The sequence below is a fragment of the Streptomyces sp. NPDC004610 genome (assembly GCF_040609715.1).
GTDB lineage: Bacteria > Actinomycetota > Actinomycetes > Streptomycetales > Streptomycetaceae > Streptomyces.
This window is the reverse complement of record NZ_JBEXLA010000028.1, coordinates 1-25,908: the sequence shown is the minus strand read 5'-3', so window position 1 is coordinate 25,908 and position 25,908 is coordinate 1. Positions and strand designations below refer to the sequence as shown.

The 25,908-nt window shown below is 71.1% G+C and carries 22 protein-coding genes and 1 tRNA gene; 12 read left to right on the top strand and 11 right to left on the bottom strand.

Annotated elements, in window-relative coordinates; genetic code table 11:
• Positions 1-4 precede the first annotated feature (4 nt).
• From ABZX40_RS27820 to ABZX40_RS27790, 7 genes are all read right to left on the bottom strand, one after another.
• Positions 5-1,036 carry a helix-turn-helix transcriptional regulator gene (locus ABZX40_RS27820; protein ID WP_355735838.1) on the bottom strand — a complete coding sequence of 344 codons (1,032 nt, stop codon included), beginning with the start codon at positions 1,034-1,036 and terminating at the stop codon, positions 5-7.
• A 329-nt stretch (positions 1,037-1,365) separates the two neighbouring features.
• Positions 1,366-2,469 carry a substrate-binding domain-containing protein gene (locus tag ABZX40_RS27815; RefSeq protein ID WP_355735836.1) on the bottom strand — a complete coding sequence of 368 codons (1,104 nt, stop codon included), beginning with the start codon at positions 2,467-2,469 and terminating at the stop codon, positions 1,366-1,368.
• Between the two features lie 377 nt (positions 2,470-2,846).
• On the bottom strand, positions 2,847-3,266 hold the full coding sequence (locus tag ABZX40_RS27810) for a helix-turn-helix domain-containing protein (protein WP_355735833.1): 420 nt from the start codon (positions 3,264-3,266) through the stop codon (positions 2,847-2,849).
• A gap of 47 nt (positions 3,267-3,313) precedes the next feature.
• Positions 3,314-4,492 (bottom strand): molecular chaperone DnaJ, encoded by a 1,179-nt coding sequence (dnaJ, locus tag ABZX40_RS27805; RefSeq protein WP_355735830.1) that lies wholly within the window; start codon positions 4,490-4,492, stop codon positions 3,314-3,316.
• Between the two features lie 36 nt (positions 4,493-4,528).
• Complete coding sequence (gene grpE, locus ABZX40_RS27800) at positions 4,529-5,185, bottom strand: nucleotide exchange factor GrpE (protein ID WP_355735827.1); 657 nt, start codon at positions 5,183-5,185, stop codon at positions 4,529-4,531.
• Positions 5,182-7,050 carry a molecular chaperone DnaK gene (gene dnaK, locus ABZX40_RS27795; protein WP_355735825.1) on the bottom strand — a complete coding sequence of 623 codons (1,869 nt, stop codon included), beginning with the start codon at positions 7,048-7,050 and terminating at the stop codon, positions 5,182-5,184. Before dnaK ends, grpE begins: the two co-directional genes overlap by 4 nt.
• Positions 7,051-7,558: 508 nt before the next feature.
• On the bottom strand, positions 7,559-8,716 hold the full coding sequence (locus tag ABZX40_RS27790) for an MraY family glycosyltransferase (RefSeq protein WP_355735822.1): 1,158 nt from the start codon (positions 8,714-8,716) through the stop codon (positions 7,559-7,561).
• Between the two features lie 348 nt (positions 8,717-9,064).
• Between ABZX40_RS27790 and ABZX40_RS27785 the strand changes: the two genes are divergently transcribed.
• The 6 genes from ABZX40_RS27785 to ABZX40_RS27760 all read left to right on the top strand — a co-directional run bounded on the left by ABZX40_RS27785 (position 9,065) and on the right by ABZX40_RS27760 (position 16,151).
• Complete coding sequence (locus tag ABZX40_RS27785; RefSeq protein ID WP_355735820.1) at positions 9,065-11,347, top strand: (Fe-S)-binding protein; 2,283 nt, start codon at positions 9,065-9,067, stop codon at positions 11,345-11,347.
• Between the two features lie 198 nt (positions 11,348-11,545).
• Positions 11,546-12,850: a VCBS repeat-containing protein gene (locus ABZX40_RS27780; protein WP_355735817.1), complete on the top strand. Its 1,305-nt coding sequence runs from the start codon at positions 11,546-11,548 to the stop codon at positions 12,848-12,850.
• Positions 12,851-13,208: 358 nt separating this feature from the next.
• A complete protein-coding gene (locus tag ABZX40_RS27775; protein WP_355735815.1) occupies positions 13,209-14,669 on the top strand; it encodes an FG-GAP-like repeat-containing protein in 1,461 nt (486 codons plus the stop codon).
• A 47-nt stretch (positions 14,670-14,716) separates the two neighbouring features.
• On the top strand, positions 14,717-14,995 hold the full coding sequence (locus tag ABZX40_RS27770) for a hypothetical protein (RefSeq protein ID WP_355735812.1): 279 nt from the start codon (positions 14,717-14,719) through the stop codon (positions 14,993-14,995).
• Complete coding sequence (locus ABZX40_RS27765) at positions 14,941-15,105, top strand: hypothetical protein (protein WP_355735810.1); 165 nt, start codon at positions 14,941-14,943, stop codon at positions 15,103-15,105. Before ABZX40_RS27770 ends, ABZX40_RS27765 begins: the two co-directional genes overlap by 55 nt.
• Before the next feature lie 71 nt (positions 15,106-15,176).
• Positions 15,177-16,151: a Yip1 family protein gene (locus tag ABZX40_RS27760; protein WP_355735808.1), complete on the top strand. Its 975-nt coding sequence runs from the start codon at positions 15,177-15,179 to the stop codon at positions 16,149-16,151.
• A gap of 106 nt (positions 16,152-16,257) precedes the next feature.
• On the opposite strand, the gene ABZX40_RS27755 is transcribed toward ABZX40_RS27760, so the two are convergent.
• Together ABZX40_RS27755 and dcd are read right to left on the bottom strand one after the other, a co-directional pair.
• Complete coding sequence (locus tag ABZX40_RS27755) at positions 16,258-16,800, bottom strand: phosphoribosyltransferase (protein ID WP_355735805.1); 543 nt, start codon at positions 16,798-16,800, stop codon at positions 16,258-16,260.
• Positions 16,797-17,372, bottom strand: a complete 576-nt coding sequence (dcd, locus tag ABZX40_RS27750; protein ID WP_355735802.1) for a dCTP deaminase — start codon at positions 17,370-17,372, stop codon at positions 16,797-16,799. The genes ABZX40_RS27755 and dcd overlap by 4 nt, the downstream gene beginning before the upstream one ends.
• A gap of 774 nt (positions 17,373-18,146) precedes the next feature.
• On the opposite strand from dcd, the gene ABZX40_RS27745 reads away from it, so the two are divergent.
• Positions 18,147-18,220, top strand: a tRNA-Gly gene (locus ABZX40_RS27745).
• 270 nt (positions 18,221-18,490) lie between these two features.
• Here the strand turns inward: ABZX40_RS27745 and ABZX40_RS27740 are convergent.
• Together ABZX40_RS27740 and ABZX40_RS27735 are read right to left on the bottom strand one after the other, a co-directional pair.
• Positions 18,491-19,654 (bottom strand): site-specific integrase, encoded by a 1,164-nt coding sequence (locus ABZX40_RS27740; RefSeq protein WP_355735800.1) that lies wholly within the window; start codon positions 19,652-19,654, stop codon positions 18,491-18,493.
• Positions 19,654-19,884: a helix-turn-helix domain-containing protein gene (locus ABZX40_RS27735; protein ID WP_355735797.1), complete on the bottom strand. Its 231-nt coding sequence runs from the start codon at positions 19,882-19,884 to the stop codon at positions 19,654-19,656. The genes ABZX40_RS27740 and ABZX40_RS27735 overlap by 1 nt, the downstream gene beginning before the upstream one ends.
• A 738-nt stretch (positions 19,885-20,622) precedes the next feature.
• Between ABZX40_RS27735 and ABZX40_RS27730 the strand changes: the two genes are divergently transcribed.
• From ABZX40_RS27730 to ABZX40_RS27710, 5 genes are all read left to right on the top strand, one after another.
• On the top strand, positions 20,623-21,444 hold the full coding sequence (locus tag ABZX40_RS27730) for a helix-turn-helix domain-containing protein (RefSeq protein WP_355735794.1): 822 nt from the start codon (positions 20,623-20,625) through the stop codon (positions 21,442-21,444).
• Positions 21,445-21,450: 6 nt separating this feature from the next.
• Complete coding sequence (locus tag ABZX40_RS27725) at positions 21,451-22,140, top strand: hypothetical protein (protein WP_355736318.1); 690 nt, start codon at positions 21,451-21,453, stop codon at positions 22,138-22,140.
• Positions 22,141-23,139: 999 nt separating this feature from the next.
• Positions 23,140-23,430: a plasmid mobilization relaxosome protein MobC gene (mobC, locus tag ABZX40_RS27720; protein ID WP_355735792.1), complete on the top strand. Its 291-nt coding sequence runs from the start codon at positions 23,140-23,142 to the stop codon at positions 23,428-23,430.
• Positions 23,427-25,124 (top strand): relaxase/mobilization nuclease domain-containing protein, encoded by a 1,698-nt coding sequence (locus tag ABZX40_RS27715; protein ID WP_355735789.1) that lies wholly within the window; start codon positions 23,427-23,429, stop codon positions 25,122-25,124. The genes mobC and ABZX40_RS27715 overlap by 4 nt, the downstream gene beginning before the upstream one ends.
• A 219-nt stretch (positions 25,125-25,343) precedes the next feature.
• Entirely contained in the window at positions 25,344-25,739 is a 396-nt protein-coding gene (locus ABZX40_RS27710; protein WP_355735786.1) for a hypothetical protein, read from the top strand.
• The last annotated feature ends 169 nt before the right edge of the window (positions 25,740-25,908 follow it).

Sequence of the window (25,908 nt, the reverse complement as noted above, 5' to 3'; positions counted from 1 at the left end):
CGGCTCACCGTGCTGTTGGGGACTCCTGGCCCGGAATCGTGAGTTCGGCGGTGGTGCCGGACGGGCTGTGGAGGCCCACCTGCGCTATCCGGACGCCGAGCTGGGTCCGGCTGGCGGCGCCCAGCGTCTCGGAGAGCCGGGCGATATGGGCGCGGCAGGTGCGGACACTGATCCCGAGCCGCTCGGCGATCACCGCGTCCTGGTGGCCCTCGGCGAGCAGCGCGGCGATGGACTGCTCGCGGTGCGAGATGCCCTCGATCCCGGTGTCGGGGAGGGGCGCGGTCAGCGGGATCGCCAGCCGCCACAGCCGTTCGAAGACGGTGAAGAGGTACTCGACCAGACCGGGGTGGCGCAGTTCCAGGGCCATCGTGCGGTCGGCGTTGGCCGGGATGAAGGCGACCGTGCGGTCGAAGAGGATCAGCCGGTCGATGACCTCGTCGAGGGTGCGGGCCTGCACGGCCTCACCCATCAGTTCGAGGTAGTTCAGCAGGCCCTGGCCATGACGGGCGACATGGTTGTAGAGATCGCGCATCCGCACCCCGCGCCCGCGCAGGGCGAGCGCCCGGTGCAGGCCCTCGGAGAGTTCGTGCTCGCGGCGGATGCCGCCCGGCTGCACGGTCAGCACCTCGGTGGTGCAGGCCTCGGTCGCCTCGTCCAGCGCCGCCTGGATCCGCGCCGGGCCGTCCAGGACCCGGATCGCGGCGCCCTCACCCTGCGACGAGGCCGGTGCGGAGCCGCCCAGGCCCGCGTACCACTCGACGGCGGCGACCGCCGCGCCCACCCGGCGCTGGCTCGCGCTGACCTCGTCGTAGACCCCACGCAGCAGCCGGGTCATGACCTCCTGCGGAGCGGTCGGCACCAGCCAGTCCATGTCGTCGGGGTCGGGGTGCAGCAGTGCCAGCTCCAGCAGACACGGGACCGGACCGGCGTCGGTGCGGGGCACCCGGCCCCGCCGTACGGCGCGGGAGTACACCCGGTCCCCGGCCTCGCACAGTCGGTCGGCACCGTGGGGATGCTCCCTTCCGTGCCCGGCCATCGCCCATTCCACCCCCGGTTCCAGCCTCTCCGCGTCGTCGGCTCGGTCCGCCGACGGGCCCCGGGTGTACCCGGGAGGCCGGCACCGACGAGACCTTTCGGCTCCGCAACTATGCGCGGCCCGGACCTGGTCCGCAACACGGCTCCGCGGGAAGCGAACCAGGGAAACCACCGCTATGGACGGGTTTTCGCCGTCCTCGCAACACCGCTGCGCAACAAACTGCCCGGGGGCGGCGAGCGGGTCCCTGGGGTCGTGTGACCTGCGGGACACGGGTGGCGTGGAGTGGCGTACGAGGCGGTCCGGGGGGCGTTACGGCCGTCCGGGCGGGGTCACTTGAGGCCCGCCGCCGCGCACTCCTCCTCGTAGTCGGCCGTGCAGATGTCCGAGACCTGGTAGATCCCGTCGGCGACCACGGTGTCCTTGATGTTGTCGGAGGTGAGCGCGACCACGGTGACGAGCTGCGCGGGGATGTCCTGCTGGGTGGGGCTGTCCACCCGGTCCCGGGTCAGCGCGTCGAACTGGATGTCCCGGCCCTGCACCCGCGCCACCGCCATCTCGGCGGCGGCCTCGGCCTCCTGCGGATAGGACTTGTAGACGCTCATGAACTGCTCGCCGGTGAGGATCCGCTGGACGGCGGCCAGTTCGGCGTCCTGGCCGGTGATCGGGGGCAGTTCGCTGACCCCGGCGGCCTCCAGGGCCTTGATGACCCCGCCCGCCATGCCGTCGTTGGCGGAGAGCACCCCGGCGATGTTGTCGGCGCCGATCTCCTCGATCGCCTCGGCCATGTTGGCCTCGGCGTTCTCCGGCTTCCAGTCCTTGGTGTCGTAGGACTTGGCGACGGTGACCTGGCCCTCCAGTTCATCCATGGCGCCCTGTTTGAACTGGCCCGCGTTGGGGTCGGTCGGCGAGCCGTTCATCATCACGATCCGGTTGCGGCTGGCGCCGCTGCCCAGTTCCTCCAGCAGGGTGCGGCCCTGCACCTCGCCGACGAGTTCGTTGTCGAAGGAGATGTACGCGTCGATGGGGCCCTCGGCCAGCCGGTCGTAGGCGATCACCGGGATCCCGGCGTCCTTGGCCTTCCGCACCCCGCCCGCGACGGCCTTGGCGTCGACCGCGTCCAGCACGATGGCATCGACACCGTTGTCAATCATCGCCTGGAGCTGCGTCTCCTGACGGGCCGCGTCCGCGTCGGCGTTGGCGTACTCCACCCGGCCCTGGTTGTCGGTGAGGGCGGCGACCTTCTTCTCGAAGATGGGGTAGTCGAACTTGTCGTAGCGGGTGTTGGCCTTCTCCGGCAGCAGCAGCCCGACCGTGAGGTCATTGCCCTTGGTGGGGCTGGCGTCACCGCTGTCGCCCGTCGCGCCCAGAACGCCGCAGCCGGCGAGCGAGAGGATCAGCGAGGACGCGGCCACGGGTATGGCGATACGACGCATTCGGGGTCTCACTCCAGTGCGGGTCGGTAGGTTGCGGACGTTGCGGGGGATGCGTTGCGTTCATTGCGGGGGATGCGTTGCGGGGGATGCGTTGCGGTCGGGAAGAGCAGGGGCGGCGCCGCACAGCCCGGACCACGGGAAGCCGCCGACGACTGGCAGCCAACGCGCCGGGCGCCGTAACCGTCAAGCGATACTACTTAACGAGATGGCAATATCACCTTCCGCTGAGCAGACGGGAATCCGGCGGCCGTCTCGGCGGATCGTGCGGGCCCGAGGCGGGCCCGAGGTGGACACGAGGTGGACCCGAGGTGGACACGAGTAAGGGCCGGAAGACGGTCGCCCGCCTCCCGGCCCTCACCCCTCGCGTGTGCCGCCGGTCAGTCCGACTGCGGTCGCTTGGGCCGCCACACCACCAGCGCGCTGGTCTGCTGCACCTCCTGGTACGGCACCAGATCACGGCGGTACGACGCGTGCACCTGCGCCTCGCGCTGGCGCATCGCCGCCGCCGCCCCGTCCAGCGCCGACTCCATCTCGGCGATCCTGGACTGGAGCGCCGCCACGTGGTTCTCCAGCTCGATGATCCGCTTGATCCCGGCCAGATTGATGCCCTCGTCCTGGGACAACTGCTGCACCTGGCGGAGCAGTTCGATGTCCCGTACCGAGTAGCGCCGGCCGCGGCCGGGGGTGCGGTCCGGGGAGACCAGGCCCATCCGGTCGTACTGGCGCAGGGTCTGCGGGTGCAGACCGGAGAGCTGGGCCGCCACCGAGATGACGTAGACCGGGGTCTCCTCGGTCATTTCGGGAATGCCCCCGCGCTGCCGGGGACGACGACCGTCCATCTCGATCAAGCTCCCTTCGCGGCCTGGAACAGCTCCGCCCGCGGATCCTCGCCCGCGGAAGCCTCGCGATACGCCTCCAGCGCGTCACGAGCCTTCCCCGAAAGGTCCTTCGGGACACTCACTTCGACGGTCACCAGCAGATCCCCGCGGCTGCCGTCCTTGCGGACCGCGCCCTTGCCGCGGGCCCGCATCGTGCGCCCGTTGGGCGTGCCGGGCGGGAGCTTCAGGGTGACCGGCGGGCCGCCCAGGGTCGGGACCCGGACCTCGCCGCCGAGCGCCGCCTCCGTGAACGTCACGGGGACGGTGACCGTGAGGTTGTCGTCCTTGCGGCCGAACACCGGGTGGGCGTCGACATGGACGACCACATACAGGTCGCCCGCCGGTCCGCCGCGCTCGCCCGGGGCGCCCTTGCCGCGCAGCCGGATCCGCTGGCCGTCGCCGACCCCGGCCGGGATGCGCACCTGCATGGTCCGCGAGGACCTGGCCCGGCCGCTGCCCTTGCAGACCTCGCAGGGGTTCTCCGCGATCAGCCCGCGGCCCTTGCAGTCGGGGCACGGGTCGGTCAGCGAGAAGCCGCCGCCCGAGCCGCGGGCCACCTGCCCGGTGCCGACGCAGGTCGGGCACACCCGGGGGGTGCCGTTGGCGTCGCCGGTGCCGGAGCAGGCCTTGCAGGGGGCCTGGGAGGACATCCGCAGCGGGACCGTCGCACCCTCGATCGCCTCGGTGAAGCTGAGGGTGACCTCGGACTCGATGTCCTGGCCGCGCCGGGGCTGGACCCGGGTGCCGGGACCCGCGCCGCCGCGGTTGAAGAGCCCGCCGAAGACATCGCCGATGCCGCCGCCGAAGCCACCGCCGCCCCCGCCCTGGGGCTGCTGACCGCCGAAGAGGTCGCCCAGGTCGAAGTTGAAGTTGCCGCCACCGGGGCCGCCGGGCCGGAAGCCGCCGTTGCCGAACAGCGCCCGCGCCTCGTCGTACTCCTTGCGCTTCTTGGGGTCGCCGAGGACGTCGTTCGCCTCGGAGATCTCCTTGAAGCGCTCCTCGGCCTTGGCGTTGCCCTTGTTGGCGTCGGGGTGGTTCTCCCGGGCCAGCTTGCGGTACGCCTTCTTGATCTCGGCCTCGGTGGCGTCCTTGGGGACGCCGAGGACCTTGTAGTAGTCCTTCTCGATGTAGTCCTTCGTACTCATCCCCGACGTCCCTCCTTCCTCGTCATCCGTGCAACGTCAGCCCTCGTCCGGGCCACCGCTCTCCTTGGTCCCGTCGGATTCGGCGTCGGCGGAGTCGCCCTCCGCCTTGACCGGCTGAGCGCCCGGCTGCGGTTCGGCGACCGCAACCCGCGCGGGGCGGATGGTGCGCTCGCCGATGCGATACCCAGGCTGGAGGATCGCGACGCAGGTGGTCTCGGTCACATCCGGCGCGTAGGAGTGCATCAGGGCCTCATGGATCGTCGGGTCGAAGGGCTCGCCCTCCTTGCCGAACTGCTGGAGGCCCATCTTGGCCGCCACGGTCTCCAGCGACTCCGCCACCGACTTGAAGCCGCCGACCAGCTCGCCGTGTTCCCGGGCCCGCCCGATGTCGTCGAGGACCGGGAGCAGCTCGGTCAGGAGGTTCGCGACGGCGATCTCCTTGACCGCGACGCGGTCCCGCTCGACCCGGCGGCGGTAGTTCTGGTACTCGGCCTGGAGGCGCTGGAGGTCCGCCGTGCGCTCTCCGAGCGCGGTACGCACCTGGTCCAGCTGGGCCACCAGACCCGCTGTCCCGGGCCCGTCCCCGGCCTCGGCCGCCCCCTGCTCGGGGGCGGTCTTCGGCTCGGCGTCGTCAGGGGTCGCGCCGGAGGGGACGTCGGGCTTCTCCTCGAAGCCCGGGGTCTCCTCGGTCACGCCGCACCGTCCTTGCGCTGCTGCTGCTCGTCGTCGACGATCTCGGCGTCGACCACGTCGTCGTCGGCCCGCGGGGTCTCACCGGTGGTGGCGTCGCCCCCGGCGGCCTGCGCGGACTGGGCGTCGGCGTACATGGCCTGGCCCAGCTTCTGGGAGACGGCGGCGACCTTCTCGGTGGCCGTGCGGATCTCGGCCGAGTTGTCGCCATCGGCGGACTCGCCCTTGAGCTTCTCCTTCAGCTCGGCGATGGACTCCTCGACCTCGGTCTTGATGTCGCCGGGGACCTTGTCCTCGTTGTCCTTGAGGAACTTCTCCGTCTGGTAGACGAGCTGCTCGCCCTGGTTGCGGGTCTCGGCGGCCTCGCGGCGGCGGTGGTCCTCCTCCGCGTACTGCTCGGCCTCCTGGCGCATCCGGTCGACCTCGTCCTTCGGCAGCGAGGAGCCGCCGGTGACGGTCATCTTCTGCTCCTTGCCCGTGCCCAGGTCCTTCGCGGTCACGTGCATGATGCCGTTGGCGTCGATGTCGAAGGCGACCTCGATCTGCGGGACACCGCGCGGGGCGGGGGGCAGACCGGTCAGCTCGAACATCCCGAGCTTCTTGTTGTACGCGGCGATCTCGCGCTCGCCCTGGTAGACCTGGATCTGCACGGACGGCTGGTTGTCCTCGGCCGTGGTGAAGATCTCGGAGCGCTTGGTCGGGATCGTGGTGTTGCGCTCGATCAGCTTGGTCATGATGCCGCCCTTGGTCTCGATACCGAGGGACAGCGGGGTGACGTCGAGCAGCAGGACGTCCTTGACCTCGCCCTTGAGGACACCGGCCTGGAGCACGGCGCCGATGGCGACGACCTCGTCCGGGTTGACGCCCTTGTTGGCCTCACGGCCGCCGGTCAGCTCCTTGACCAGCTCGGCGACGGCGGGCATCCGGGTGGAGCCGCCGACCAGGACCACATGGTCGATCTCGGACAGCTGGATGCCGGCGTCCTTGATGACGTTGTGGAACGGGGTCTTGCAGCGCTCCAGCAGATCCGCGGTCAGCTGCTGGAACTGGGCGCGGGTGAGCTTCTCGTCGAGGTGCAGGGGGCCCTCGGCGGAGGCGGTGATGTAGGGCAGGTTGATCGAGGTCTCGGTGGACGAGGACAGCTCGATCTTCGCCTTCTCGGCGGCCTCGCGCAGCCGCTGGAGCGCCATCTTGTCCTTGCCGAGGTCCACGCCGTGACCGGACGCGAACTGCTTGACCAGGTAGTCCACGACCCGCTGGTCCCAGTCGTCGCCACCGAGGTGGTTGTCGCCGTTGGTGGCCTTCACCTCGACGACGCCGTCACCGATCTCCAGCAGGGACACGTCGAAGGTGCCGCCGCCGAGGTCGAAGACCAGGATCGTCTGGTCGTCCTTGTCGAGGCCGTACGCCAGCGCGGCGGCGGTCGGCTCGTTGACGATCCGCAGGACGTTCAGACCGGCGATCTCACCGGCCTCCTTGGTGGCCTGGCGCTCGGCGTCGTTGAAGTACGCCGGGACGGTGATGACCGCGTCCGTGACCTTCTCGCCCAGGTACGCCTCGGCGTCGCGCTTCAGCTTCTGGAGCACGAAGGCGCTGATCTGCTGCGGGTTGAACGGCTTGCCGTCCAGCTCGATCTTCCAGTCGGTGCCCATGTGGCGCTTGACCGACCGGATGGTCCTGTCGACGTTGGTGACCGCCTGGCGCTTGGCGACCTCGCCGACGAGCACCTCACCGTTCTTGGCGAAGGCGACGACGGACGGCGTGGTCCTGGCGCCCTCTGCGTTGGTGATGACGGTGGGCTCGCCGCCCTCCAGAACGCTGACGACGGAGTTAGTCGTGCCCAGGTCGATGCCGACCGCACGTGCCATGGTTGATTCCTCCAGCTGACTTGAGTGGAACGGGCTCAAGTGTGCATCACTCGCTCCGCTGGGTCAACAGAGCTGAGTCAAGCAGACTCAACCTTTATCTACTCCTTACACGCAACCACCCTCTGGCCTGGGAAGACGCAACCCACCCGCCGGAGGTTGCGCCCAATCGGGCAGCGTTTGGGGGAGGGCGCGGGGCCCTCGCGGGGCGGTTCGCGGCCCGCAGGAAGCGGTTCGCGCGCGGGTTCGCTGCCCGTGCGGAGGCCCCCGCCCGGCCCAAGGCTCCCGTCAGCAGGGGCTCCCCCACCGGCAGACGCGCGCTCAAGGATGCGAGTACCCCGTCGGCGTCGAGTACCCCGATGCCGTCCAGCCCACCCCCAGACCCGCGCTCGGGGAAGGGGCAGGGGGAAGGGGAAGTGCGCACCTCCCGCCCGGACCCAGGCCCCCGGAGGCCGCCGCCGCCGGAAGCCGCGCCCCCCACCCCGGCCGGCGCCCCCGCCGCACCGCACACCTACCCGGAGACACCCGCCGAAGGACTCGCCCGCAACCGAAGACGCCCACCCGGCGTTGCACCCCCACCCCGCACGCACCCACCGGACGCCGCACCACCATCCCGCCCACGCCCCCGCCCAACGGACGTTGCACCCCCCGCCCTCCCCCTCTCACCGGAACCCCCACCCCCCACCCGCAAAAGCCCCCCCACCATCACCACCACCCCACCCGCCACCCACAGCACCGCCCACGCGTCCGTCCAGCCCGTGTGGACCAGTACCCCGACGAGCACCGCCGCGAAGGACCCCGTGCCCAGCGTCACGGCCGCCCCGCGCGCGGTGAGCCCGGCGCGGCGCAGCCGGTGGGCCAGATGGTCCGGGCCGCCCCTGGCCGCCAGCGCCCGTCCCGCCAGCCGCCGGGCCAGCAGCACCAGCGCCACATCCGCGACGGCCACCGCCGTCACCGCGAACAACACGCCGAAGGACACCGGTACTTCCCCACCCGCGCGCGTGAGCAGCGCCGCGCCCGCGAGCACGAACCCCACGAAGAGCGAACCGGTGGCGCCGAGCGTGATCCGGGCGGGCGGCCAGTTGTGCATCAGGAACCCGGTCAGCGCCGCCGCCAGCACGCTCAGCAGTACCGCGAGCCCGTCCCGCACCTCCACCGCCGCGCACACCCCGAGCCCGAAGGCGGTCACCACGCCGACCGTCCCGGCGAGGGCGTCGGCGTGGTCCAGGGACCGGAAGGCCAGCGCCACCCCGGCCATCCAGCAGGCGGCCACCACCGCGCCGACGACTCCGCCGACGACCCCGCCACCCCCTCCGCCGCCACCGCCGTACGGCAGGACCACCCACAGCGCGGCCAGCACCGTACCGGCGAGCAGGAAGCGGGTGCGCAGCCGCCACAGGTCGGCGGCCAGGCCGAGCGCGGCGACGGCGGTCGCGGCCGTCAGCAGCGCGCCGACCCCGTCGCCGAGCCGGGCGACCCCGGCCCACTCCCCGGCCCCGGCGACCAGCAGCGTCGCCCCGACCACTGCACCCCCGCCGAGCAGCGGTACCGGCCGGGTGCGCCGGCGCCGGTCCAGCAGACCGCGGCGCAGCGCGAGGGCGCCGAGCAGCGCCGAGAGCAGGGCGGCGAGCAGCAGGGCGGCCAGGGCCGCGGCGATCCCGTAGAGCACCTGCCCACGCTAAGCGCAATATCACTATTTGTTATGAATGTGGGGGTGCGTTCGGCGCGCCGGGCACAGGGACCGGCCCCGCCCGCCCCCAGGCCGCCCTCAGGCCGCCCCCCGGACCGCCCCCCGGACCGCCCCCCGAGCCACCCGCCGAGCCACCCGCCGGACCACCCGCCAGGAACGTGACCTACACAGGTGCCCCTCAGCGACACAGATCACCGAGCGGCTGGCTACAGTGCGAGACGGGATGCGGGGTAATCTCGAAGGACTGGGTAAGTTACCGCTTAGTAATGACGGGACCGCCGATGTCCGACCGGTCACCGTCCCCCCGCAGGCCCGAGGAGCCCTGAGATGCAACTCGCCGCGATCATCGTGTCGATGGTCCTCATCGTGGTCGGCGTCGCCCTGTTCGGCCGGGCCGTCCTCCAGATCTTCCGGTTCATGGCGCTCGGCCAGCCGCTCCCGGCCGGGGCCCGCACCAATGACCCCGTGCTGCGCACGATCACGCTGGCCAAGGAGTTCCTCGGGCACACCCGGATGAACCGCTGGGGGATCGTCGGCGTCGCCCACTGGTTCGTGGCGATCGGCTTCTACACCCTCCTGCTGACCATCGTGAACGCCGTCGGCCAGCTCTTCCAGGCCGACTGGCTGCTGCCGGTGGTCGGCGACTGGGCGCCGTACAACGTCTTCGTCGAGTTCATCGGCACCATGACCGTGCTCGGGATCCTCGCGCTGATCGTCATCCGGCAGCTCTCGCGGCCGGGCGGGGCCGGGCGCAAGTCCCGGTTCGCGGGGTCGAACACCGGTCAGGCGTACTTCGTCGAGACGGTCATCCTGATCGTCGGTGTCTGCATCTTCATGCTGCACGCGCTGGAGGGCGCGATGCACCATGTCGACAGCTACGAGGCGTCCTTCTTCGTCTCCTACCCCGTGGTGTCCGCGCTGTCGGGCCTGGAGCTGTCCACCCTCCAGAATCTGACCTACTTCTTCGCCGGGCTGAAGATCGCGGCGTCCTTCACCTGGATGATCGTCGTCGCCCTCAACACCGACATGGGCGTGGCCTGGCACCGCTTCCTCGGGTTCCCCAACATCTGGTTCAAACGCAACGCCGACGGCGACCCCTCCCTCGGCGCGCTGCTCCCGATGACCTCCGGCGGCAGGCCGATCGACTTCACCGACCCCGGCGACGACGATGTCTTCGGCGTGTCGCAGGTCGAACAGTTCTCCTGGAAGGGCCTGCTCGACTTCTCCACCTGCACCGAGTGCGGACGCTGCCAGTCGCAGTGCCCCGCCTGGAACACCGGCAAGCCGCTCTCCCCCAAGCTGCTCATCATGTCCCTGCGCGACCACGCGCACGCCAAGGCGCCCTATCTGCTCGCGGGCGGCGGCAAGTCCATGGAGGGCGACGAGAGGGCGAGCGCCGAGCAGCTCGCCGGGGTGCCCGCGGCGGCCCTCGCCGAGGCCGAGCGCCCGCTGATCGGCACGGCCGAGGAGAACGGCGTCATCGACCCGGATGTCCTGTGGTCCTGCACCACATGCGGCGCCTGCGTCGAGCAGTGCCCGGTGGACATCGAGCACATTGACCACATCGTCGACATGCGCCGCTACCAGGTGATGATCGAGAGCGCCTTCCCCTCCGAGGCGGGCACGATGCTCAAGAACCTGGAGAAGAAGGGCAACCCCTGGGGCCTGGCCAAGAAGCAGCGCCTGGAATGGCTCAAGGAAGTCGACTTCGAGGTGCCGGTGGTCGGCAAGGACATCGAGGACCTCTCCGAGGTCGAGTACCTGTACTGGGTCGGCTGCGCCGGCGCCCTGGAGGACCGCGCCAAGAAGACCACCAAGGCGTTCGCCGAGCTCCTCCACATGGCGGGCGTCAGCTTCGCCATCATGGGCGGCGACGAGAAGTGCACCGGCGACTCCGCCCGGCGCCTCGGCAACGAGCCGCTGTTCCAGGAGCTGGGCATGGAGAACGTCATGGCCCTGAACACGGCGTTCGGCGAGGAGCTGGACGACGACGGCAAGGTCACCGACGCGTCCCGCAAGCCCAAGGCGGCCAAGAAGATCGTCGCCACCTGCCCGCACTGCCTCAACACCCTCGGCAACGAGTACCCGCAGCTCGGCGGCGACTACGAGGTCATCCACCACACCGTGCTGCTCCAGCACCTGGTGGACGAGGGCAAGCTGATCCCCGTCACCCCGGTCGAGGGTCTGATCACCTACCACGACCCCTGCTACCTGGGCCGCCACAACAAGATCTACACGCCCCCGCGCGAGATCATCGCCAAGGTCCCGGGCCTGCGCAACGAGGAGATGCACCGCCACAAGGAGCGCGGCTTCTGCTGCGGCGCGGGCGGCGCGCGGATGTGGATGGAGGAGCGGATCGGCAAGCGCATCAACAACGAGCGCGTCGACGAGGCCCTCTCCCTCAACCCCGACATCATCTCCACGGCCTGCCCGTTCTGCCTGGTCATGCTGACCGACTCGGTCAACGGCAAGAAGAACGACGGCCAGGCGAAGGAATCCGTCCAGGTGGTGGACGTCGCCCAGCTGCTGCTGGAGTCGGTGCGGACTCCGGTGGACCCGGCGGGCGAGTCCCCCAGCACCCCGGAGCCGGAGCCCGAGCCGGTGAAGTAGGCCGGAGTCCGAGCCGGAAGCAGGCCCGCGCCCCGGTTTCCCGCTGCGCCCCGCACGCCCCGTGCGGGGCGCACTCGCTCCACCGGACCGCCCCCTTCCCCCTCCCACACCCCCTCTCACTCCCCCTCCCCCTTCACCTCCGCCCCCAACATGCGCATCATTACGGGGTCGTTGACGGTGTGGCCGGCGAGGTGAGTGATGCGCACAGGCGCAGGCGTGATGTGGGTGGCGGCGGGAGCCGCCCTGGTGCTCTCCCTCGCCGCGTGCGGCCCCGGCTCCGGTACGGCGGCCGACCCCACCCCCGTCGACAAGGCCGCCGCCCAGGCCCGTCCCGACCTCCCCGTCCCGCGCGGCGACGGCAGCGACACCCCCGACGACTTCAACGGCGACGGCCGCCGGGATCTCGTCCTCAACAATCTCGTCAAGGACCAGGCGCACGCGGACGACGCCGGGGCCGCGATCGTCTACGGCGGCCCGGACGGACTCGCGCCCGGGGCGTGGCAGTTGCTCAGCCCGGCCCGGCAGGCGGCCCGCACCGGCGGCCAGGCGCCCGCCGTCTTCGACGCCGAGACCAGCTGCGACCTGGACGGCGACGGCTTCACCGACCTCGTCCTGTCCACCGACCCGCCCTACGACGGCCAGGGCCGCCCCCCGGTCCCGGTCCAGGTCCTCTTCGGCTCACCGGAGGGCCTCACCGGCAAGGCCGTCACCCTCGGTGTGCCGGACGCGGCCCGCGCCGGGAACGACTGGCCGGACCAGCCGGTGTGCGGGGACTTCGACGGCGACGGCGCCCAGGACCTCGTCCTGCACGCCTCCGAGCAGCAGCTGAGCTATCTGCGCGGCCCGTTCACCCGCAAGGGCGCCCCGCGCGCGGCCGGTGCCCCGGTCCCGGCCCCCGGCAACGTCCCCACCGGCCCGGCGGTCGACGCCGACCGGGACGGCTACGACGACCTGGTGGTCCGCGCCGCCGCGGGCGAGGGCGACGCCTTCCTGGTGCTCGGCGGCCCCGAGGGCCCCACCGGCGCCGAGATCGCCCTGCCGCCCGGCACGGATGTCGCCCTGGGCCGGTTCGGGCGCGGCGCCGCCCTGGACGCGGCGATCGGCACGGAGTCCGGCACCGCCCTGCGCTACGACTTCCCGGACCCCACCCGCGCCGCCCTCGACACCCCCGGCACCCGCCTCGACACCGGCGACTTCGACGGCGACGGCCACGCCGACCTGGTGACCACCGACGACTCCGGGGAGCTGCGGATCTTCCCGGGCGGTGCGCGGGGCCTCGCCCCGGAACCGGCCACCACCCTCACCCCGGCCGCCCGCGGCACCTCCCGGGTGCTGGCCGTGGGCGACTTCGACGGCGACGAGCGGGCCGACCTGGTGGTCCGCACCTACCGGGGGGAGACCTGGGACTCGGTGGCGGTCCATCCGGGCGGCGCGCGGGGCGGTCCCCTGGTGGCGGACACCCCGGCGGTGACGTTCTCGACGGCGGAGTTCCTCGGGCGATAGGGCGATAGGGCGATAGGGCGATAGGGCGATAGGGCGATAGGGCACGGGATAGCGCGGGGGATAGGGCGGGGGACAGCGCGGGGCTCGGCCGCGACCGCCGCCCACCTGGGCTCAAGTGCGCTGCTCCGGAGGCACATTGGCCCCAGAAAACCCGGTGGCCCCGCACAGCCGATTCACATACAGTCCGGGAACCCGTACAACCCTTCGGCTCCCGTACGGGTCTCATGATCGCCGACGGAACGTTTCCGCACCGTACGGCAGCAGCAGCCGCACCACCGCTTCCTCTGATCACCCCTGGTGATCCCTAACCACCATCTCCACCGTCTCCACCATCTCTCCCCGCCGCCACGGAGTTCCCTTGCGCAAGCGCACCCTTCTTCTCGCCACCGTCCTCACCACCGGCCTCACCACCGGCTTGCTGACCCCCGTCCTGCCCGCCGCCACGGCCTCGGCCGCCACCGCGCCCTCCCGCCTCGCGCACGACTTCAACGGCGACGGCTACCGCGACCTGGCGATCGGCTCCTGGGGCGCGACCGTCGGCTCGGCCCACGGGGCTGGCGCGGTCGTGGTGATGTACGGCTCGGCGTCCGGCGTCTCCACCGCCGCCTCCAAGAAGGCCGTGTTCACCCAGAACTCGCCCGGCGTGGCCGGCACCGCCGAGGCCGACGACCGCTTCGGCTACAGCCTGGCCGCCGGTGACCTGGACGGCGACGGCTACAGCGATCTCGTGGTCGGCGCCCAGTACGAGAGCACCGGCACCAAGCGGGGCGTGGGCGAGCTGACCGTGCTGTGGGGCGGCAAGTCCGGCCTGTCCGGGGGCGTGACGCTGCCCCAGCCCGGCGGGCTGACCGAGTGGGGCGGCTACGGCTCGGACGTGGCGGTCGCCGATGTCGACGGCGACGGCAAGGCCGATGTGACCGCCACCGGCCAGACCGTCACCCGCCTCTACAACGGACCCTTCACCCGCGCCGGAAAGCCCCGCACCCACCTCCCCGTCGAGGGCATCGGCACCACCTACGAGGTGACGGCGGGCGATCTGAACGGCGACCGCAAGGCCGAGCGCGTCTACCCGATGGCGGTGGACGGCGACGAGCGCGGCGACATCCGCTACGCCACCCACGCCCCCGGCAACGAGCAGTTCCCCGAGTCCGACTACGCCCTGATCGCCCTCCCGGGCGCCGACGGCGACCCCGGCGCGGTCGGCGACATCAACGGCGACGGCTACGGCGACCTGGTCCTCGGCGACTACCGCGACCCGTCGTCGGACCTGCCCGGCGGCAACAAGGGCGGCCGGATCTCGGTCTGGTACGGCTCGAAGAACGGCCCCGACCCGGCCCAGCGCCCGACCGTCATCCACCAGGACACGCCCGGCGTGCCCGGGGCGGGCGAGAACGGCGACCTCTTCGGCTCGGCGGTGGCGGTCGGCGACGTCAACGGCGACGGCCTCGCCGATGTGGCGGTCGGCGCGTGGGGCGAGGACAACGGCACGGCCCGGGACAGCGGCTCGGTGACGGTCCTGTTCGGCTCGCGCACCGGCCTCACCGGCACCGGCGCCAAGTCGTTCACCCAGAACACCGCGGGCGTCCCCGGCGCCAGCGAGACCGGCGACGCCTTCGGCCTCTCCGTCCAGCTCACCGACCTCACCAAGGACCGCAGGGCCGAACTGGTCATCGGCACGGGCTACGAGAACGAGAACGGCGCCGTCACCGTCCTGCGCGGCGCGGCGGCGGGCCCGGCCACGTCCCAGGCGGCGTCCTTCACCGCGGCGGCGGCCGGAGTGAAGGGCTCGGCGACGTTCGCCTGGGAACTCGCCGAGTAACCCCGCTCCCTGGCGACGGGTACCGGGACCTGGCCATCGGCGCCCCGATGGCCGGGGTCTCCGGCAGGTCCGGCGCCGACTGTGCGGCGATCGCGTACGGCACCAAGAACGGCCTGGACACCGCCAAGCGCCAGATCGTCAGCCAGGCCAAGGCCCGCATCCCGGCCACCGCAGGCATCCCGGGCACCGCGGAGACCTCCGACCACTTCGGCGACCGCCTCACCACCACCTCACCACCGGCGACCTGGACGGCGACGGCCACACGGACATCGTGGTCGGCGTGCACGGCGAGCGGATCGGCGCCACGGACGCGTCCGGCACGCTGACCGTGCTGCGGGGCGGGGCGGGCGGGGCTGGGGTCGGCGTACTTCGGAAAGGTGCCGGCGGGCGGCCGAGGCTGAGACGAAGGCGCTTGAGGACGGCGGGCCGGGACTGAGGGCGGGGCTCCGGAGGCTCCGAAGGGGCCGCCAGGCGCCCTAGGGGGACCGCGGCCGACCCCCCTAGGGGATGTCACAGCTCGGCCGCAAACCCCACCCCGTGGTCCCGGCTCCCGTACGTCACTCTCCGGGACCAGGTACGTTCGATGACGTGGCTGGATTCAGGATCGGACGCGGCGGCCGGGACAACCGGGCCCCGCAAGCGCGACCGCACAACGCTCCGTACGGGCAGCAGGCCCCCCAGGGACCGCCGCCGGCGTACGGCTATCCCCCCGCGCCCCCCGCGCCGGGACAACCCGGGCCGCCGCCGGGCAACGGCGGCTACGGCGGCCATCACGGTGAGCCGGAGTACTTCGGCGACGGCGGCTACCACCAGGGCACACCGGACCCGTACGCCGCGAACAACCCCGGCCACACCCAGGCGTTCTCCGTCGACGAGGCGGCCGGCTACACCCAGGGCCAGACCTACCACGCGGGTTCGACCCCGCCGGCGCCTCCGGCGGGCCCGCGGCTGCACTGGAAGGCCCTGCTGAGGGGCATCGTGCTGGCCCCGAACCAGACGTTCCTCCAGATGCGGGACTACGCGATGTGGGGCCCGGCCCTCGTCGTGACGTTCCTCTACGGCCTGCTGGCCGTCTTCGGCTTCGACGGCGCCCGCGAGGACGCGATCAACGCCACGCTCTCCAACGCCATCCCGATCGTCCTGACGACGGCGGTGGCGATGGTGCTGAGCGCGTTCGTGCTGGGCGTGGTGACCCACACCCTGGCCCGCCAGCTGGGCGGCGACGGGGCATGGCAGCCGACGGTGGGCCTGTCGATGCTGATCACCTCGCTCACCGACGCCCCGCGTCTGGTCGTCGCGATGTTCGCGGGCGGCGACGCGCCCTTCGTCCAGATCCTGGGCTGGGCGACCTGGGTGGCGGCGGGCGCGCTGCTGACGCTGATGGTCAGCCGCTCCCACGATCTGCCATGGCCGAAGGCGCTGGGGGCGTCGGCGATCCAGCTGATCGCACTGCTGTCGATCGTGAAGCTGGGGACGTTCTGAGGGCGGGGGGAGCGGGGGCGCTGCCCTCCGGGGCCGTCCTATGAGGCCGCGTCCCGGCGTAGGGGGCCGTCTCCCGGCGTAGGGGCGGCCTTCACCAGTTACCCAGTTACCCGCCCTCTTTGTTCTCTCTACTCCCCCTCGGCGTTCCGTCGGTGGTCCGGTGGACGGGCGGCAGGACGGACCACGGAAAATTGATCCAGTCGTCGGTCCGCCGCCAGACGTAGTCGCATTTCACCAGGGACTGCGACTTCTCATAGATGACGGCGGAGCGCACTTCGGCGACGGCGTCGAGACAGAAATCCCGGACCAGTTTGAGCGTCTTGCCGGTGTCGGCGACGTCGTCGGCGATGAGAACCTTCTTGTCGGAGAAGTCGACGACGTTGGGGACGGGGGCGAGCATGACGGGCATGTCGAGGGTGGTCCCCACCCCCGTATAGAACTCCACATTCACCAGATGAATGTTCTTGCAGTCGAGCGCGTAGGCGAGCCCTCCAGCGACAAAGACCCCACCCCGCGCGATGGACAGCACTATGTCGGGCTCGTACCCGTCGTCGGCGATGACCTGGGCCAGTTCCCGTACGGCGTCCCCGAAGCGCGAGTAGGTCAGATTCTCCCGGCGGTCACCGTATTCGGTCGCCCCGGGGCTCACACCTGGGTCCGGTGGAAATTGAGGAAGGACCGCGAGGGCGTGGGCCCGCGCTGCCCTTGATAACGGGACCCGTACCGCTCACTCCCATAAGGGAATTCGGCGGGCGAGGAGAGCCGGAACAGACACAGCTGCCCGATCTTCATGCCGGGCCAGAGTTTGATCGGCAGGGTGGCGAGATTGGACAGCTCAAGGGTGACGTGCCCGGTGAAACCGGGGTCGATGAACCCGGCGGTGGAGTGGGTGACGAGCCCGAGCCGCCCGAGGGAACTCTTCCCTTCGAGCCGGGAGGCCAGATCGTCGGGCAGGCTGATGATCTCGTAGGTGCTGGCGAGCACGAACTCACCGGGATGCAGAATGAACGGCTCGTCCCCCTCGGGTTCGACCATCCGCGTCAGATCGACCTGCTCGACGGAGGGGTCGATATGGGGGTACCGGTGATTCTCGAACACCCGGAAGTACCGGTCCAGCCGCACATCGACGCTAGAGGGCTGCACCATGGATTCATCAAAAGGATCGATCCGCACTCGCCCGGCGTCGATCTCGGCCCGGATGTCCTTGTCTGAGAGAAGCACGCCCCGAGGATACGCACGGCACGCGGACCCACCACAATCGCGCCGCCCCGCGCGCCCCACGCCCGTCACCACCGACTCGGCGGTCACGGGCCTGGAGAGCGCCGGCAAGCCGCACCACGACGGCGATGACTCCCCTCCCCGATCACCGACGCACGACTACGCGATCGGGCTCGGGCTCGGGCTCGGGCTCGGCGAGGACGGTCCCCTACCGCTTCTCCACCAGGGCAACCGGCACGACGCTGCGCAGCCGCGCACACCGCGGACATCGCACGAGCCGACCCGGCCCGAGCCGCTCGGCCTGCTGCATCGGGAACGAAGCGGTACTGAACACGTGCCCATCGGCACAGCGGACGACGGTGCGCTCCATCAAGTCCAAGAGTCCCTTCCCCAGAGCCACGACCGGCTGTTCCTCGCCGGACGAAGCCCTCACATTACGGGATGAAAGGGACGCCCTTCCAGGCGGCACTCCGACCCACACCCGACCTCCACGGTACGCCCCAACTGCCCCCTCTGCCGCCCGCGTCGAAACCTGAAACACCCTCAGGGGGCGGATCCTCGACGACACCGGGGGCATCCGGGACATCCCTCTCGGCAGCGCAGGGGAGACGGCTGGCGGAAGCGGGCCGACATTCGCCTCGGGAGGGTGCGGGACGTCTCTCCTCGGAGGCCCGAGGGTGTCCCCTCACTACTGCGCCGGGCCCCCGGTACGAGCACCGGGGGCCTGGCATGAGGTAGAGTGAGCGCACGTTCGGAGCGGCAAGATCGGCTCCTTGTGCGGGTGTAGTTTAATGGTAGAACATCAGCTTCCCAAGCTGAGAGCGCGAGTTCGATTCTCGTCACCCGCTCCATGATGAACCCCCAGGTTGTCGGCCTGGGGGTTGTTTGTTGTCTAGTCCAATTTCGGGGCGGCGTGCCCTTCGCGTGCCCTAAGTCGGCGCCTGGGTGTCGTTATGGAGTGCCTCCCTGGCCCCTTCCGTCACACCGAGGCCGAGTTGTCTCAAATCTTGAGACCTGCTTTGCGTGACCTGCATCACTGCCACATGGGGTGAGTGCAAAGTCGCTTGTGCGAAAATCCCGTTCCGTTCCGCACCGGTCCCAGGCCCTGTCTCAGTGTGTGGTCACCGCTGTCCCGGGTGCCACACGCGGGGGACGGCGGCGGCGCGTGGAGGTGGTAGCTGGCCTCTCACCTCGGCGTCGATGGCGTTGGCCAGCTTGCGCTGGTGTCTGGTTGTGGAGTGCTGGTAGATGAGCTGGGCCCGCTCGGAGGACTGGCCGGCGCGGACCATGAGGTCCTTCAGCTTGGCGCCGGTGTCGGCGGCCAGGGTGTTGCCGGTGTGGCGGAGGTCGTAGAAGCGGAAGTTGTCCGGCATCCCGACCTTCGTCCTCGCCTTGCGCCACTTGCGGCCGAAGGTCGAGCGGCGGAAGGGAGCGCCCTTCTCCCCGACGAAGAGGAGGCCGTCCCGTTCCTTCTCGGCGAACCACTGGAGGTGGCGGCGCAGCTCGGGGAGGAGGAAGTCGGGGAGGTGGACGGTGCGTCTGCCCGCGCGGGTCTTGGGGTCGCCGGTGGCCCGCTTGCCGTTGGTCAGTTCCGGGGAGGCGTGGGTGATGCGGAGGGAGCCTTCGTCGAGGTCGATGCTGTGGCGGCGCAGCTCGGCGAGTTCCTCAGGGCGGAGGGAGGCGAAGGCGCCGAGGAGGACCATCAGGCGCCAGCGTGGGCCCATGGCATCGGCAAGGTCGAAGACCTGCTGGATGGTGGCGGTGGGGCGTTCGTCCGCCTCCTCTTTGCCCGCGCCCTTGATGCGGCAGGGATTGGTGCGCAGGAGGTCGTCGTCCACGGCTGTCTGGAGGATGGCTTTCAGGAGGCGGTAGGACTTGGCGACGGTGGTCGCGCCGGTGGCCTGGAGGCGGTCGGCTCGCCAGGTGCGGACCGAGGGCGGGGTGATCTCGTCCAGGTCGGTGGTGCCGAAGGCCGGGAGGATGTGGAGGCGCAGGAGGCCGGTGTAGCGGTCGACCGTGGTGGGGGCCAGGCCGCGTTCCTTCAGCCAGCGGAGTGCGTATTTCTCGAAGTTGACCGCACCGGCGTCCGGGTCGTGCCAGTGCTCGCGTTCGATGTCGGCGCGGGTGAGGTTGAGCCAGTCCTGTGCGTCGGTCTTCGTGTCGAAGGTCTCCGGGGCGGTGTAGCGGAGACCGGTCGGGCCGATGTAGCGGGCCTGCCAGCGGCCGGAGGCCAGTTTGCGGACGGTGCCGAACTCGCGTCTTCGCTGCGGTTTGCGTCCCGCCATCAAGCCGCTCGTCCGTAGCGGGAACCGGGGCGGGGGCGAGGGCGGGTGCGGTGATGGGGCTCTACCGTGCGCGCCTCGATGAATTCGGCTATCGCGCTCTCCGGGACACGCACCGGGCAGCCGAGCTTGATGTAGCGGATACGGCGCTCGGCGATCAGGCGGCGGACGAAGCGTTCTCCGGTGCCGAGCAGTTCGCCTGCCTCGGCGGCGGTGAGGAGGCGGTCAGGCACGGGCGGTCGCCTCCGTGCGGGTGCAGATGGTGGGGAGGAGGGCGGTGGTGGGTCGGGCTGGGGGTGTTACGGGGATGGGCAAGGGTGGTGCGTCCTTTGCGCCGGGTGCCGGGTGGTGTGGGGTCTGGGTTGGTCCGATGTCAGTCGGGTGCGCGGTGGGCGGCCAACTCGTGCTGGATCGGACCTCGTTCGGTGCAGGGGATTTCGAGGGTTCGGGCTGTCCCTGATCCGGTCAGGTTGATTTCCAGGGTTCGTGCTGCCATGGAATCAATGCTCCCCTGCATTTGCCGGTTTGGTAAACCGGCGATCGTCGGCTACCTTGCGCCCCGCACGGAGAGGGGAAGGGGTCTGGAATACGGGTTCGCGGTGCCGGAGGGCGGGCCGTGGACACCTTTGCGGAAGCCTGCCTGACGTGGGGTGTTGTGTTGTAGCTTGCGTTCCCGCGAAACGTCAACGGTCTTCCGGTGTGATCCTTCTGGCTTCGCCTGATGGGCGGTCTATTTCGCCAACCGGGGATGTGGGTCTACCGTTTTAGGAATGGCTCGCAGAACATGTTCGCCGTCGGCTGTCTGATTTCTTCGGGTGAATGCTGGACTTCTACGGCGGTGATGTGGCTGTCTTGGCCAGGCGCCCGATCCGCTGAACGCGAGGACCCGACCTGTCCGAGCGCCGGGCATCGGCCGCTGCGCAGCCAGAGCACCGCACACCCCCACCTCACTCCCCAGGAGCCGCCGCCCGATGAGTCATGACGCCCGCGAATGGGTCTGGGAACACAGCCGCAGCAAGGGCACCGCACGGATCGCCCTCGCCCTGATCGCCGACCGCTGCCCCGACCGGCACTGCGTCGCGTACGCGTCCGTACCCGCCCTCATGAAACGCGCCAACGCCTCCCGAACCGCCGTACGCGACGCCCTCGCCAAGCTCGTCGAAAGCGGTGAGCTGATCCAGATCCACGGCCGCAAGGGGCCGCGGGGCGAGACCTACTACCAGCTTCCCGTCACTGCCCGGTTTCTCGCCGGGCAGGGTGCGGAGGGGGGCCGGATTCCGACCCCCGGGGTATCGGAATCCGGCCCTGCGCAGCCGCCGGAAGAGGGGCCGGAATCCGGCCCGGGGGAACGGAATGCGACCCCAGGCGGACACGGAATCCGACCCCTCGGGGGAACGGATTCCGACCCCCAGAACAGAAGAGAACCGAAGGTGAACAGTAAGAGCAGCAGCAGCTCTGCTCCGCTCATCGCATCCGGCGAATGGCAGATCGGCGACGACACCCGGGCCTGGCTGCATCAGCAGGGCCATTTCGACCGCCTCGGCGAGAACGCCCTCCGTGCCGCCGATGAGAAATGGCGCACCTACCGGGACTCGTGGCAGCCGCGTTCCGCTGCTGCCTGGGCTGCCGACTGGCGTGCCTGGATCACCCGGGAGCACACCCCCGCTCCTGGTCGGCCGAACCTCTACGCCGTACCCGACGGCTCCCCCGCCGCCGCGCCTCGCATGACCCGGAGCGAGCAGCACATGGCCGCCCTTCTCGCCGCCCTCGACGAACCCACCGGAACGGAGTGACCCGCCCTGGACCGACGCGAAACCGCCGCCGCCCTCGCCTACACCGGACGCCTCGACCCCCGCGCTATCCGCACCGACCCGGCCCAAGCCCGCGACCAGCTCGCCCAGTGGCACGAACTGCTCCACGACGTGCCCCTCACGACCGCCCACGGCTGGGACATCCGCGCAACGATACGTGCCCATGTCCTCGACTCGCCGTACCCGATCCTCCCGGCGGACATCGCCCGCAGGTGGCGAGCCCACCGCCGTGAACGCCTCGACCGGCACACCGACCCGACCCCCGCTGCCGATCCCGATGATCCCGTCGCCTGGCGAGCCGAACTGCGCAGCAGGCGCAGCGCTGTGGCCGCTGGTGCGGTGCCCGTCTCGACACATCGAGAGATCAGTGGTGGCCCGCCCCGGGGCATCGAGGTCCGGCTGCGGGGGATCGGGTCCTGCATCCCGCCTGCGGTCCGCGCCGAGCTGGCCCGGTTCCGGCCGGCCCGCGCCGCCCGCGAAACCGCCATCGCCCGTGGTGCACCCGACCCGCTGGGTGTCCGCTGCGAGTGGTGCCAGGCGGCAGAGGGAGAGCCGTGCCGCCAGCGCCGGGTGGGTCCCGACGGCGCCGTCCGTGGGAACGCCACACGCACCTCACCGCATCCGTCGCGGGTGGACCGGGCTGCGGCACGGGTGGACCGGAAGCGGACCGCCGCATGAGGTGGACCGCGAGTCCGGGCGGGGTGAGGGGTTGGTTGTCTTCGTCTGCGGAGGGGTGGGAGCCGGGTCTGGTCCGGGGGCGCGGACCATCTGCGGACCGCGGTCTGGAGACTGCGGACCACGCCGCGGACCACGGCCCGGACCAGACTGCGGACCAGACCGTGGGCTGCGGACCACTTTGAGGACCGTGGGCCGTGGACCTGAGACCGGGCTGGGGACCGCTTCGCGACCCCTGCGTGCTCAGGACCGGGGACCGACCGTCTGTCCTCATGGGACCAGCACGCGATCGTCTCCTGGAAAGCTGCTGCTCAGGGGGTTCGGTCGGTCCCCGAAGCAGTCCTGGTCCGGGGGTCGAGACCGGGACCGGCGTACCGGCCGCGGACCAGACAGGGACCGTGGTCCGGGGACCAACCTGCGGACCGCGGACCAACCTCGGGGGGCGGATCAGCGAGTGGACCGCGGACCACGGGCCCGCACAGTAGCCGCGGATCACATCCCGGACCAGACCGGGGACCGCGGACCATAGCGCGGACCAGGAGGGGACCGCGGACCAGCCCTGCGGACCAACGCCGGACCGGGGGGACCGAACAGCGCCCGGAACCGAGTGCCGATCAAGACCCAAGACCGCGAGCCGTCAGCTTCACAGATCACAGCCCATCGACCGCATCACAGAGAGACCGACACATGTCCGATCAGCACTGCCAACACCGCACCGAGCGGAACGGCATACCCACCGGACCTGCCACCGGCGGAGCAAGTTGGAGGTTCGGACACTCCCCCGCCGGGGGTGCGTCCGAACCCGTGCCCGCCCCGGGGGTGGCGGGCCGTCTCCCGCGCCAGGGGGCACCGGAGACGGGGGCTGCGGCCGGGGGCGGACCGCAGCCGGTACGGCGTCGGGGCAGGCCTCGTCTGCGAGCCCGTACCCAGCGCCGTGCCCACAGCGTCCGTCTCAGCGAACCCGAGCACGAGACCATCACCGCCGGTGCCGAAGCGACCGGCATGAGCGTCGCCGGCTTCCTCGCCCACAGCGCCCTCGCCGCCGCCCGCGACCTCGACCGCACCGCAGCCGCCATCGCCACCCAGCAGGACACCCTGACCGCCCTCTTCGCACTCCGGCGCCAGCTCGGGCACGCGAACAACAACCTCAACCAGACAGCCCGCGCCCTCAACAGCGGCGCCCACCCCGACAACCTGGACGACACGATCACCGCCGTCCGCCACGCCATCGACGGCATCCGCCACCTCACCGCCCGCATGACCGAACCGCACGCCGAAGGCACCACCGCTTGATCCCCTCCATCCACAAACAAGGCCGCAGCACCACCCGCCTGCTCGCCTACCTCTACGGCCCCGGCCGCCGCGAGGAGCACACCGACCCCCACCTCGTCGCCTCCTCCGACGGCCTCGCCCCCGACCCCGGACGCGACCCGCACAACACCCTCGGCGACCTCGCCCGGCTCCTGGACGAACCCCTCCACCTCCTCACCGACCACGCCCGCCCCACCACGCACGTATGGCACGCCTCCGTCCGCGCCGCCCCCGACGACCGCACCCTCACCGACACCGAGTGGGCCGACATCGCCCGCCGCGTCATCACCGCCACCGGCATCGACCCCGGCGACGGCGCGGGCTGCCGCTGGGCCGCCGTCCGCCACGCCGACGACCACATCCACCTCATCGCCACCCTCGTACGCGAAGACGGCCGCCGCCCCAACCACCACCGCTCCGGACAGCGCGCCCAGACCGAATGCCGCCGCATCGAAGCCGACTACGACCTGCACCGGGTCAAACCCGGCGACGGCACCGCCGCCAAGCGCCCCACCAGCGCCGAACGCCACAAAGCAGACCGCCACCACCGGCAGCGCACACCACGCGAGGAACTCCGCGAAACGGTCCGCCGCTCGGCGGCCGGCACGGCCAGCGAGGAAGAGTTCTTCACCCGCCTCACCACAGCCGGTGTCCTCATCCGGCGCCGCACCGCACCGTCGGGCGACACCCTCGGCTACACCGTCGCCCTCCCCGACGACCTCAACACCCACGGCGAACCCGTCTTCTACTCCGGCTCCACACTCGCCCCGGACCTCTCCCTGCCCCGCATCCGCAAACGCTGGACCAAGACCTCCGACGACGCCGCCCAGCAACCGGTAACCGGGCCCGCCACCGCACGCCGCCGTGCCAGCGCCGCCGCCTGGGAGGCACTGAGCGTCATCGACCACGGTGACGACGCCGTCATCGCCGCCCAAATCGCCGCCGCAGGAGAAGTCCTCGACGCCCTCGCCCAGACCTCCGCCACCCACACCCACCACGAACTACAGGCCGCCGCCACCGCGTTCGAACGGGCCTCCCGCTCCCACGTCCGCGCCGCACGCGGCCACGACAACGCCCTGCGCCGAGCCGCCCGCGACCTCGTCCACAGCGGTCCGGCCCTCGGCCGGGGCGAGGACGGCGCCACCACCGCGATGGCGATCGACATGCTGCTCTTCCTGATCACCGCCGCCGCGCACTGGCACGCCAGGAAGCAGCACGCCCAGCAGGCCGAGGCCGCCCACCGGGCCGCCGCACACCTTCGCGCCGCCTACCAGGCCGCCGCCGAACACCCCATGGCCCTGCTCAACCACCGGGGGCGGCATCTGGCCCCATCGCGGCAACGTCACCACTCCGCCGCAGTGCGCCGGGCTCTGCCCGAGCTGGCCGACCGAATCCTCGCCGAACCCGGCTGGCCGGCCCTCGCAGCCACCCTCGCCGACGCTCAGGCCGCCGGCCACAACCCGGCCGCTCTCCTTGGCGAGGCCACCCGGCGCCGCGAACTGACCAGCGCCACCTCCATCAGCGATGTCCTCGTCTGGCGTCTACGCCGCACCGCGGACCTCCCCGCCTACGGCGTCCCGGCAGCGGAAGCCCACTCGGCCGCTCCTGCCAACAGCCAGCCAGCCCCCGCTCGGCAGACGCCGACCCCGTCGACGCCCCGCACACCACGCCGCTGACCACTGCAACCCAGCAAGGGAAGTCACCGGCAGATGTCCCCGACCACCCATCGGCCAGAGCCATCAGCAGCCGCCCCACGCCCGGAGCGAAAGCCCTTCCCCGTTGCCCACGCCTCCCGCGCAAAAACGCACCGCTACGCCCCAAGCCCGACCCACAGACACCGCCCCGAACCGCTCACCATCGCAAACCGATCACACGACACCGCCAAGGAAGCCCCCATGCCCCAGACCTCCATCCGCCCCGACGTCGTCGTCCTCTTCACCGACATCGACTGGTACGGCCACCGCGACGACCCCCAGCGCCCCTATCACCGCGACGGGCGGCCCTTCACCCGCGCCGAACACCTCCTGCTCAACACCATCACTCCGGAAGAGCAGGCCGCCGGGCTGGCCCAATTGCGACGTGAGGCCGACTGGCTGCGCGACGTCGACGCGATACGGCAGGCATTCATCGACCTGGTCCGCAAGTACCTCGCCAAGCTCCCGGAGGGCTCCGTGGTCGGCGACGCCGTCGCCCTCATGACCGACCAGGACTACGCCGAGTACGAGCGCCTGCTCCCCATCGTCACCGCGGAAGACACCCTCGAATACCTCGCCGAACACGCAGAAGACTGACGGCCACACGCCAACGGCGTCCTTGCCACAAACTCCAGGCACACAAGGGGGCACCACAACTCCACCAACCCGCCTGTCAACGGACTTCTTGAACTCCCCGGTGGCGGACACGATCAGTCGCCCGCTGGCGGACACTAAATCTCCCCGCGGACAGGGAAACTCCCCACTC

Bases quoted from the DNA above. Each gene is read 5' to 3' on its own strand.
- ABZX40_RS27820 (WP_355735838.1), bottom strand. From the start codon at position 1,036: ATGGCCGGGCACGGAAGGGAGCATCCCCACGGTGCCGACCGACTGTGC.
- ABZX40_RS27815 (WP_355735836.1), bottom strand. From the start codon at position 2,469: ATGCGTCGTATCGCCATACCCGTGGCCGCGTCCTCGCTGATCCTCTCG.
- ABZX40_RS27810 (WP_355735833.1), bottom strand. From the start codon at position 3,266: ATGACCGAGGAGACCCCGGTCTACGTCATCTCGGTGGCGGCCCAGCTC.
- dnaJ (WP_355735830.1), bottom strand. From the start codon at position 4,492: ATGAGTACGAAGGACTACATCGAGAAGGACTACTACAAGGTCCTCGGC.
- dnaK (WP_355735825.1), bottom strand. From the start codon at position 7,050: ATGGCACGTGCGGTCGGCATCGACCTGGGCACGACTAACTCCGTCGTC.
- ABZX40_RS27785 (WP_355735820.1), top strand. From the start codon at position 9,065: ATGCAACTCGCCGCGATCATCGTGTCGATGGTCCTCATCGTGGTCGGC.
- ABZX40_RS27780 (WP_355735817.1), top strand. From the start codon at position 11,546: ATGCGCACAGGCGCAGGCGTGATGTGGGTGGCGGCGGGAGCCGCCCTG.
- ABZX40_RS27770 (WP_355735812.1), top strand. From the start codon at position 14,717: ATGGCCGGGGTCTCCGGCAGGTCCGGCGCCGACTGTGCGGCGATCGCG.
- ABZX40_RS27760 (WP_355735808.1), top strand. From the start codon at position 15,177: ATGTCACAGCTCGGCCGCAAACCCCACCCCGTGGTCCCGGCTCCCGTA.
- ABZX40_RS27740 (WP_355735800.1), bottom strand. From the start codon at position 19,654: ATGGCGGGACGCAAACCGCAGCGAAGACGCGAGTTCGGCACCGTCCGC.
- ABZX40_RS27730 (WP_355735794.1), top strand. From the start codon at position 20,623: ATGAGTCATGACGCCCGCGAATGGGTCTGGGAACACAGCCGCAGCAAG.
- mobC (WP_355735792.1), top strand. From the start codon at position 23,140: ATGAGCGTCGCCGGCTTCCTCGCCCACAGCGCCCTCGCCGCCGCCCGC.
- ABZX40_RS27710 (WP_355735786.1), top strand. From the start codon at position 25,344: ATGCCCCAGACCTCCATCCGCCCCGACGTCGTCGTCCTCTTCACCGAC.